A 10,451-nucleotide genomic window follows, 5' to 3' on the forward strand; every position below is an offset into this window, starting at 1 on the left:
ATTGAAGATGAAAATTGTCCGAACTGCAATGCAACCCAAGAAGAAGGATTTCGGTCTTTTCAATGGGCTGTTCCTCTTGCTTTTCGCACTAGCCTCAATCGAGGAACTGATGCTAAGACAGAATTTGATATTATGATAACAGGAGCAGGAAGTATAGCTGAATCTAATCCTCAAGAGTTTGAAAGAATAGAAGAGACAAACACTAATATTGCATTTGCTTCAGATGGTCGTGTTTTTCGTGTTAATGATAATCGCGGATCGCTATTTCAAGGAGCGATCGGTGAAGCAAGTTTTGGTTTTGGTGAAAAAATGTTACCTAATCAATGGATCGACAATCGATTTAAAGGACAAAAAGGCGGTATCAAGTTTAAGACTACAGAAGATCGTCAAGAAAAAATTGCCATTGTTTCACCAAAAACTACAGGAATTCTACGAATCAGACCTACTACTGTTCCTGATGGCTTATGTCTCGATCCCTTAACAAAAGGTTCTGCGGTTAAAGCTGCTTTTTACTCGGCTGCTTTTATTCTCCGATCAATTACGGCTGAAACATTGGATATCGATCCGGAAGAGTTAGATATTAGCGGTTTGCGACAGATAGATGATAAAGGAATAAAGATAGGAGAAATTGTGATTAGCGATCGCCTTGCTAACGGCTCTGGATTTACCGAATGGTTAGCACAAAACTGGCAGGAAATCTTGTTAAAAATTGTTAATGCAGAACCATTACAAAATACCTTTGCTAGTTCTCTGATTTCTGCAAAACATCATCAAAAATGCGACTCTTCCTGTTATGATTGCTTGCGACAATATCGCAATAGTAACTATCATGGATTACTCGATTGGCGTTTAGGATTATCTCTTCTCCGTATCTTAGCAAATGAAAGCGAATATTGCGGTTTAAACGGTCATTTTTCTACTCCAGAACTCCAAGGCTGGCAGGATAAAGCAACTATTTTACGCGATTCTTTCTGTTCTTCATTTAAACATTGTCATCCTAAAATATTTAATAATCTTCCTGGATTTGAAATCAATAATATTGCTGTAATAATTATTCATCCATTATGGAATATAGAAACTCCGGGAGGCTATCTTTCCGATGCTTTAGCGACTGTAGCTGTAGAAGCCTCTAAAACAGTGCTTTATTTGGATACATTTAATCTTCTCCGTCGTCCGAGTTGGTGTTATCAAACTCTCAAACTTTGAATTGCTGGAGAAAATGGGAACAATTGGACTGAGACAACAACGAGAGAAATTCACACTACAGCGATCGCATGATATTAACTTCCAATAGATGGCAAAATTTATTGACTCAACTAGGAGCAAAAACGATTCCTCCTCTTACTCCTATACTCGGCGATCGGGAGATCGTATTGAGAAATCTGGTAGTTTTTGGGCAGATCGGGATAGAAATATTGCTTGCGATCGAATTTACTATAGGGGGCAAATCGATGAGGGCGAGGGGAACTTGCAATGGCGCGATCGCGCTTTGATAGGTTCGGTATAATGTCGATAAATCAACGGATAAATTTAGGCTATTCATATTTTACTTAAAAAATATTTTACTTAAAAAATCGTGATATAATATTCTAGTCAAGATATCAAAATTCAAAAAATGGATGTTGAATTAGAATCAATAAAAATAAAGAATTTTAAGAGCTTGGAAGATGTAATTCTTAAGTTCAGAGATTTAACCATAATAGTTGGTGCAAATTCCAGTGGAAAATCAAACTCTTTAAAAGCTCTATTTTTCTTAAAGTTTTTAGTAGAGAATGGAGATTCCAGATATTTAGAAGAAATAGAAAAATTAGTTAAAATTGACTCTGAAGAAAAAAAAATAGAATTTTCAATGAATTTAAAAATTTATTTGGAAGATAACGAGAAAATAAAAATGGCAGAGTATCGAGTAACACTCTCTCGAAAAAATGATGATAAATTTTCTTGCTCTAGAGAATTATTGAAAATAGGTTCTATTAAAGTTATCGATGTAACAAACGGTACAGGGATTGTACGAGATGATAATGGAGAAAACAAGCAAATTTATCATTCTAAACAAGGCGGATTAGCTTTAAGGACAGCAGGTGATTTTGGAGACAAACCTTTAACATCAAAAATATCTGACTTTATCAAGAAATGGAGATTTTATAATCTAGATCCAGAGATTATTAGAAACCAAAATATTTATAATGACACGGATATAAGAGAAAGATATAAATTATCTTCACTTTTTGATACTCAAGGTCAACGTCTGCAAAATTCAATTATATTTTGGTTTACACACAAACCAGAAATTTTGCTTAATTTTAATCGTGAAGTCTATGATTGTTTGGGAATTAAACTAGAAATTTGCAAAAATAACGACAATCCTGAAATTTATGTAATAGAAAAAAATAATCTAAAAGTACCTTTTTTGGATATATCTGATGGTACAGTTCGTATGATCGCTTATTGTGCGCTTCTGATGTTTCCTGGCTTACGCACCTTAGTTGGAATTGAAGAACCCGAACGTAATTTACATCCAGCCGTTCTAGGGGAAGTTGCATCTCTTTTAAAAAGATTATCTCAACAGAATCAAGTGGTTATTACTACTCACAGTTCTCAATTTCTTGACTGTTTTAGTTTAGAAGAAATACAAAATGATGTTTCTGTATTGCTCTTAACCCAAAAGAGTAATTTAGGAACTCAAGTTATTCCTTTAGATGAGCTAGGAAAAAAAAGAGAAGATTTATTAGAATGGATGCAAGATTTTGGCGTTGGTAGTGCTATTTACCATAGCAATTTACTTCAAGAGTGTTTAGAAGGAGAAAATGCCTAATATTCTTATCTGGACTCCCGAATCGGATTTTGATAGCAAAGCAGTATGCTGTATTGCTGAAAAAATTGTTAAATATTATGGGGTCAATATTACAATTTCAGAATCAACAAAAAAAGCCTTTGAACGAGCAATTCATTCAAATAAAGGAGAAGGATTAGAAAAAATGGTTAATATTTATCTTACAAGCAATGATTGTATTATTTTTCTGCTTGATTCAGATGGAGTACAATCTCAAGCTCAACGCAGGAAAGAACCGAATTCTTTAATTAATAGAATAAAAAGGGTCGTATCTCGCTTTCCCGATCGCGTTCATCTCATTCTCATCAAACAAGAGTTAGAAGCATGGTTATTAGTTGACGTTTTAGGAATTTGCTGCTACTTTACAAAGAACGAAAATACAAGAAAAAAAGAGGATTGGGTTAAGTTATCAAAAAAATATCAAACAGGAGATACACAAGCGATCGCAGAAGCAGAATCAGGAGGAAGAGGTGCAAAAGAATATTTAGTTAATGTATCTCGACAAATACTCAAAAAAATAAATCCTAAATTAAAAGATCGAGATGCCCAAAAACGGCAATATACTGAAAGTATGTCACCTAAGATTGCTAGATATATGGAAATTGATAAGGAAACACTATCAAGAAATGAATCGTTACAAGAATTTGCACTCTATTTTGAGAGCCAAACTTCTCAATAGTTTACTCTTTATCTTCAACAAAGCGATCGCATTATGTTAACTTCCCACAGATGGCAAAATTTGTTGACTCAACTAGGCGCAAAAATGACTCCTTCTCTAACACCTATACTCGATGCTTACCGAGAAAAACATCGATATTATCACACCCTACAACATATCGAAGAATGTTTGATATTGTACGATCGCCTTCCCACAAAATCGCCAACAGTAGAAATCGCACTCTGGTTTCACGATGTCATTTATAATCCCCAAGGACCCAATAATGAGATGCAAAGTGCAAATTATGCCGATGGAGCCTCAAATCTCATCTACAATTTAAAATGGCCCGATCCTTATACCCTCAACGATGAAATTTGAAATTCCTCGTCCCCAAATTCCCTCTTGTACTTGGCAACGACCCATTGGCCTTGGTTGGGATCGTCCCTATACAGCCAGTCAAAATGATGATGGGGCCTGGCATGGAATGCCTCTCGGAGGTTTAGGATCGGGATGTATCGGACGATCGCATCGCGGCGATTTTAATCTTTGGCACCTCGACGGGGGAGAACATATTTTTCGCAGTTTGCCAGCCTGTCAATTTAGTATTTACGAAGAAAGAGAAGGAGAACAACCCCAAGTTTACGCCCTTTCCACCCAATCTCCTCAAGATGGCAGCCTCTCTCGCTGGGCTTGGTATCCCGAGGGAGGGGGGACTTATCATGCCCTCTATCCTCGCAGTTGGTTCAAATATGAGGGCGTTTTTCACAGTGAAATCTTATGTGAGCAATTTTCCCCCGTTTGGGCAGGATGTTACCAAGAATCTAGCTATCCCGTGGCACTTTTTGACTGGACGGTACATAACCCCACCGATCGCCCGATCGCCCTGAGTATTATGTTAACCTGGCAAAACCTCGTCGGTTGGTTTGCCAATGCCCATAAAACGCAAAAAAACAGGCCCAGTGGCGATCGCCATCCTACATCGGAATATCAACCCAAATGGCGAGAAAGTACGGGGAATTTTAATCAGTGGATCCAAGATCATCATCGGGTGGGTTGCTTATTTAACCGAGTCCGTCTTTACGATGAATTGCAGTCTGGAGAAGGACAAATGGCGATCGCCAGTATCATTAATCCCGCGATCGAAGCCTTTTATACGGCACGTTGGAACCCAGAAGGGGATGGGGGAGAGGTTTGGGATTATTTTGCGATGAATGGCAGTTTACCAGACCTGCAAAATGAAACCCCTGCTTCTCCAGGAGAACAAATTGCCGCAGCGATGGCTTTTCGCTTTACCCTTCGTCCAGGCAGAACTCGCAAAATCCCCTTTATCCTAGCATGGGATTTTCCTGTGATTGAATTTGGTGCAGAGATCGCCTATTTTCGCCGTCACAGTGATTTCTTTGCCAGGACGGGGAAAAATGCTTGGACAATGGTACGGACGGCTTTGAAACATGGGGATGTCTGGAAAGATAAGATCGAAACCTGGCAAAAACCCACTCTCGATCGCAGAGATATTCCCGACTGGTTCAAAATGGCGCTATTTAATGAGTTATATCTGCTAACGGATGGGGGGACGTTATGGACGGCAGCTACGGAAACCGATCCTCTGGGACAATTTGCCTTATGGGAAAGTTTAGATTGCCGCTATTATGAAAGTTTGCGACAGCGTTTATCGGGTTCTTTTGCAACTTTAATGCTTTTTCCTCGCTTGGAAAAGACAGTTTTAGAAGCCTTTGCCAAAGCGATTCCTGTTGAAGATGGAGAAGGAGAAAATATTCGTAAAATTGCTGGAGAAACACCTCGAGATTTAGGCATCTCAAGCGAACATCCTTGGGTAAAAACGAATGCAAATTGTCGTCTTGATGGGCAATTATCTTCTCTTTTTATTGTACAAGTTTATCGGAATTATCTTTTATCTGGAGCAACGGATACAGAGTTTCTCTGGGAATGTTGGTCGGCGATCGCCTTTACTCTCGCTTACGCAAAGAAGAGGGGAAAGGAAGAAGAGGGACAGTTTTGGAGACTGGGTTTAAAAGCCGCGATCGCGATCGCCAATGTCCTCCTAGAAAACCCGGCTGCAAATCCTAATCTACAAACACCCCATTATCCTGAAGATCTGGTCAATCTCCGGGATACCTATCAATCTTGGTTGGAAGCAATCCCTATTTTAAAAGAAGACAATACCGGGGAGGCGATCGCGATCGAGGCAATCTTTGAGGAATTGTACCGTCAACTCTTAGATTTACCCAGTCTAGGCGATCGCACCCTATCAGAAAACACCTTAACAGAATTTTCTCAGACTTATTTATTACCATTTCGCGAGAGAAAATTGGATGTAGAAACGGGAGAGAATTCTCAAGAAATTAAGGTGGGAATGACCTTTGCTTTAGCAACGCTTTTATTATTGCTGGGGAGAAAAGAAGAATCTCTACAAATTGCAGAGATGTTGGTCAAACTCATCTATAATAATGGTCTACAGTTTCGCACTCCTGCTATTTTGTCCCCGACTGGAACATTTCAAAAGAGTCATTCTCTTGATGGCATGACAATTTGGGCAATGTATGGGGTTTTAAGTCAATTTTCTTGATAGCGAACTCCGATCGCGTTCATCTTATCCCAATCTCGCGATCGTTGTGTTAGGCTCAGTTTAGGTATTGCACCGATCTTTTCTTCCTCCAATTATTGTCATGGGACGACCCTCTTTATGTTTGATCTTAGTTTTATCCTTGGGATTAACGGGTTTGTTGAATGCCAATGAGTCTTTTCCCGCGATCGCCACCGACACGAGGAAACAAGCGGGGCGATCGGAGAATACAGCCTATCAAGAAGTCATTCGACAAACTATCGCAATGGTCAACGATCGGCGATCGCAATCATTAGCGCAACAATTTGGCCTAGAGATTCTCAGTCTCACTTGGGAAGATACGGGACGCTACAAAAATTCTGCTGTCGGTCCCAATATTAGCGACATGACCATTCAAGTGCAAGAGAATCGTCAAATTCATTTAATGCCCATCATTCGCTACCCGAATTTCTCTGATAAGTCTGCTGACATTCCCCTCGATCGCTTCTTTCTCCTCGCAGGCAATGAAAAAGGGCGATCGCCCCTACAAAAGGTATCCTTGCAAGAGGTTTTAGGCAATTTACGGCGCTATTTACATCAGCCTGAGTCTTGGACGGGAGAAGGCAATTCTCTACTCGCCGATCGCGATACCCATGTTCTAGTTTCCGCCCAAGCCTGTTTTCTACCCATTCCCAAGGAGGGTTTAGCAACATTCAATCCCGTTTTGTTCAATTATCAATCCTATGAAGGCGATCCAGCCGTCTTAACCCTCTTGGCAACCCGAGAAGGAACAAGTGTTACGATCATTGATAATGGCGAAGATAGTTTCGATATTATTCAAGATGAGGAATATATGGCAACTTGGGGACAGCGCTTATTTTTTAATCAAAATGGCGATCGCGCTAGTTTGACAGGTCAACGTCTCAGGGACTTTCAAGGTAGAAATGCCCCAACTGGTCAAAGTGCAGATGCAGCCGGACAAAATGGCTTAAATATGGTCATGCTGATTCAAGTCCCCCTCAAACAGAAAAACCCCAATTCATTTTTGGGAGGAGGAACGCGAGGTGGTTCATCTTCTCTGGATAGTGATGTTGAAGCTGCTGTTATCGGTCATGGCGAACTAGAAGGACCCTTTACAGAAATTGGCAATTTGGCGATCGTGCGAGATACTGATTTTCCCATCCGAGTCACCGTACAATTTTATAAAGCAACCAGTAATGGCATCGTTTCCGAACAAGATATGCGGGAGATTAAAGCACAAATCGATCGCGTCTATGCAGAAGCGGATTATGTGGGCAGTTTAGTGGTAGAAGGGGTGACAGAACGCCCCACAGAAGATGATGGGAATTTAAAATAGAGGTTCATTTCTCGCGAGTAATTCTTCTGCTTCTCGCGTATCCAATACCTTAGCAAAGAAATATCCTTGAGCAAGATCGCAACCAAACTCTCGCATTTTTTCTAATTGTCGTTGCGTTTCAATACCCTCTGCGATCGCCTGCAAGCCTAAGTTTTTTGCCAACATGACAATAATGCGGGCAATTTCTGCCTTTTGAGCATTATCTTCAATGGCACTCACAAAAGACCGTTCTATTTTTAAACCGTGAATGGGAAACTGTTGTAAATATTCCAAACAAGAGTAACCCGTACCAAAATCATCAATGCACAATTGGATGTTTCTTTCTTGTAACTTTTGTAAAATTGTTCGGGCTGCATCCACCTTTTGCGTCCACAAACTTTCGGCAATTTCCAACTTTAACCAAGACGGATCGAAACCCGTTTGGGCGCAGATTTGATCGATGCGATCGATTAAATCTGGTTGTAATAATTGCTTACTAGAAAGATTAATATGAATATCTAAAGGAGTGGAAATCTTACCTTTCTTTTGCCAAGATTGAATTTGTTTACAGGCAGTTTCTAAAACCCAATTACCAATCGGAATAATTAGTCCACTTTCTTCAGCAGTATCGAGAAACTCAGCCGGATAGATCGTCCCTTTTTCAGGATGTTGCCAGCGTAATAATGTTTCAAATCCTTGCAATTTTCCGGTTTGTAAACAAACAATGGGATGGTAATGAACGGCAAATTGTTTTGCTTCCAAGGCTTGACGCAACTCCGTTTCCCATTGCCATTGAGAAACGACGCTTTGGTGCATGGCTGGATTAAAGAGTTCATAGCGTCCTTTTCCTAGTTCTTTGGCTCGATATAAGGCGGTATCTGCATCTCGCAATAAATCTTCAGGATTTTGATAATAAATGCAGGCTTCAACGAGATCGCCTTGTTGGTGCTTACAAAGCACTCCTTGTTGTTTTTCTTCTGCTTCCTCAAGGTTCACCTCACAAAAACTATCACCACAAGAAACAATACCAATACTCACCCCTGTAAATACAGTATAACCGTCTAATTGAAATGGTAATTGTAATTCTTTTTCGATGCGTTCTGCTACATGAATTGCCGTGTTAACCCCTTCTATATTATCCAACAAAATTGTAAATTCATCCCCACCCAAACGCGCTACCGTATCCCCTTGTCGCACGCATTTTTCTAAGCGTCGAGCAATTTCAATCAAGAGGCGATCGCCGACTAAATGCCCCAAACTATCATTGACAACTTTAAACCGATCTAAATCTAAAAAGAGGACGGCAAAATGATAAGATTTCTCGAAGCTATTTTGCCTCGCACGTTCTAAGGCATTACTCAAGCGTTTGCGAAATAAAGCGCGATTGGGCAAGTTGGTTAAGGCATCATAAAAGGCGCGTTGGTGCAGTTCCTCTTTATCCTGTTTCTGTTCGGTAATATCGACAACCATGCCTTCATAGTAAAGAATTTGCTCTTGTTCGTCTCTGACGACGCGGGCATTCTCGGAAATCCAAATAATACTGCCATCCTGTCTATAAATCTGCGATTCAAAGCCGACGACTTTATCGTTTTTTTGAATTAAACGAGCAAATTCTGTGCGTTGGGACGGTTCTACATAAAGTTGATGTTCGATGTCTGTTAGAGAGATAATAAGAGCTTCTGGGGTGCTATAACCATAAATTTTAGCTAGGGCAGGATTGGCGCTAATATAGTGACCATCTGGGGTAGTTTGAAAAATGCCCTCGACGGCGTTTTCAAAGATGCTGCGATATTTGGCTTCAGCTTGTTTGAGGGCTTCGCGATCGCCTTTGGCTTCGGTGATATCTCGAGCCACAAAAATGACGGTATTCTCTTCAGTGGGTGCAACGGTTGCGGCAAACCAAATCTCTTGTTCTTGGATGATGAGATTATATTCAATATTAATCGGTTTTTTCTCTTTTAATGCCTGTTGAATATAACCTAAAAAAAGCTCCGCTTGTTGGCGATCGAAGACTTGATGCAGATTTTTGCCGATGAGATGGTGCGAAGGTTTATAAAGTAAGGTGGGGTTGGTGGGGGCAATTTTCAGATAGCGTCCCTCGGCATCAAAGACGATGATAATATCTGTCATCGCTGCAAATAAGGCTTGCAGTTCCAATGCTTGCGATCGCAGTGCCTGTTCTGCTTGTTTGCGTTCGGTGATATCGGTGATAAAACCCTCTAACCCCAAGACATTCCCCGCTTCATCATAAATGCCGCGCCCTTTTTCCCAAACCCATTTGCACTCTCCGTATTTGGTATGGATGCGATATTCGACGACGTAGGGTTTATAGTTTTTAACGCTAGTGGCGATCGCCTCCAAAACATGGGAAACATCTTCGCGATTGATAATTTCTTCAAAAGAGTGAGGATTTTTCGCAATCAGTTCCTCACTTTTATATCCGGTCAGGGTTTGACAACCTTCACTCAAATAAGTCATAGACCAACCCGCGTCATTAGTGGCATTAAAGAAAATACCAGGGGTTGAATTAATTAAACTCCTTAATTGACGCTGACTATCCCGCAAGGCCACTTCTGCTTGCTTGCATCGGATAATCCCCCCGAGTTGGGCAGCAATGGTAGAAATTAGATCGAGTAAGCGACGATCGACTTGGCGATCGCGGTAGCTGAAAAAGATTAAGACTGCGACAACTTTATCATCGGCAATAATCGGAACCCCAAAAGCAGTTTTTAACCCAGATTCCCAAGCGAGTTGGCTGCGGAGAAACTCTGAATGGCGAGAAATATCGGGAAACCATTGGGGTTGGCGAGATTGCCAAATCCGTCCTGGAAGACCGACACTACAGGGAAAATAATAAACGTGACTTTGTTCGCGAAACTCTAACACATTGGGCAGGGTGCGATCGCCGTACCAAGCGGGACTCAATTCTAAAACTGTTTCACTTTCGTTGGGAATCCATGCCTCCCCTAAATCCCATCCTAAAACTTGGCAGGCGCGATTGAGAACTAATTCCAGAGCAGAATTTAAGTCCGTTGCTTCCCCCGCAGCCGGAGTGAGATAT

General features: G+C 40.7%; 6 protein-coding genes and 2 pseudogenes. 6 read left to right on the forward strand and 2 right to left on the reverse strand.

Annotated elements, in window-relative coordinates:
- Positions 1-1,206: pseudogene (locus tag VB714_RS05820) on the forward strand (DUF1998 domain-containing protein); the annotation flags it as partial.
- 143 nt (positions 1,207-1,349) lie between these two features.
- Here VB714_RS05820 and VB714_RS27355 read toward each other — a convergent pair.
- Positions 1,350-1,451: pseudogene (locus tag VB714_RS27355) on the reverse strand (hypothetical protein); the annotation flags it as partial.
- 164 nt (positions 1,452-1,615) lie between these two features.
- On the opposite strand from VB714_RS27355, the gene VB714_RS05830 reads away from it, so the two are divergent.
- The 5 genes from VB714_RS05830 (at position 1,616) to VB714_RS05850 (ending at position 7,411) form a co-directional block, all read left to right on the forward strand.
- Positions 1,616-2,815, forward strand: a complete 1,200-nt coding sequence (locus tag VB714_RS05830) for an AAA family ATPase (RefSeq protein ID WP_323222086.1) — start codon at positions 1,616-1,618, stop codon at positions 2,813-2,815.
- Positions 2,808-3,512 (forward strand): hypothetical protein, encoded by a 705-nt coding sequence (locus VB714_RS05835; RefSeq protein WP_323222088.1) that lies wholly within the window; start codon positions 2,808-2,810, stop codon positions 3,510-3,512. Before VB714_RS05830 ends, VB714_RS05835 begins: the two co-directional genes overlap by 8 nt.
- 33 nt (positions 3,513-3,545) lie before the next feature.
- On the forward strand, positions 3,546-3,869 hold the full coding sequence (locus VB714_RS05840) for a hypothetical protein (RefSeq protein ID WP_323222090.1): 324 nt from the start codon (positions 3,546-3,548) through the stop codon (positions 3,867-3,869).
- Entirely contained in the window at positions 3,859-6,078 is a 2,220-nt protein-coding gene (locus VB714_RS05845) for a GH116 family glycosyl-hydrolase (RefSeq protein WP_323222092.1), read from the forward strand. Before VB714_RS05840 ends, VB714_RS05845 begins: the two co-directional genes overlap by 11 nt.
- A 100-nt stretch (positions 6,079-6,178) precedes the next feature.
- The gene (locus VB714_RS05850; RefSeq protein WP_323222093.1) at positions 6,179-7,411 is read left to right on the forward strand and encodes a hypothetical protein; all 1,233 of its coding nucleotides are present in this window, start codon (positions 6,179-6,181) and stop codon (positions 7,409-7,411) included.
- Here the strand turns inward: VB714_RS05850 and VB714_RS05855 are convergent.
- The coding region (locus VB714_RS05855) for an EAL domain-containing protein (RefSeq protein WP_323222095.1) at positions 7,403-10,451 on the reverse strand (3,049 nt) is incomplete at its 5' end. The two genes, VB714_RS05850 and VB714_RS05855, sit on opposite strands and share 9 nt — an antisense overlap.

It is taken from the genome of Spirulina sp. 06S082 (assembly GCF_034932145.1).
Lineage (GTDB): Bacteria > Cyanobacteriota > Cyanobacteriia > Cyanobacteriales > Spirulinaceae > CCY15215.

What these genes read in the sequence shown, in the direction of transcription:
- VB714_RS05830 (WP_323222086.1), top strand. Translation starts at nt 1,616, where the DNA reads ATGGATGTTGAATTAGAATCAATAAAAATAAAGAATTTTAAGAGCTTG.
- VB714_RS05835 (WP_323222088.1), top strand. Translation starts at nt 2,808, where the DNA reads ATGCCTAATATTCTTATCTGGACTCCCGAATCGGATTTTGATAGCAAA.
- VB714_RS05840 (WP_323222090.1), top strand. Translation starts at nt 3,546, where the DNA reads ATGTTAACTTCCCACAGATGGCAAAATTTGTTGACTCAACTAGGCGCA.
- VB714_RS05845 (WP_323222092.1), top strand. Translation starts at nt 3,859, where the DNA reads ATGAAATTTGAAATTCCTCGTCCCCAAATTCCCTCTTGTACTTGGCAA.
- VB714_RS05850 (WP_323222093.1), top strand. Translation starts at nt 6,179, where the DNA reads ATGGGACGACCCTCTTTATGTTTGATCTTAGTTTTATCCTTGGGATTA.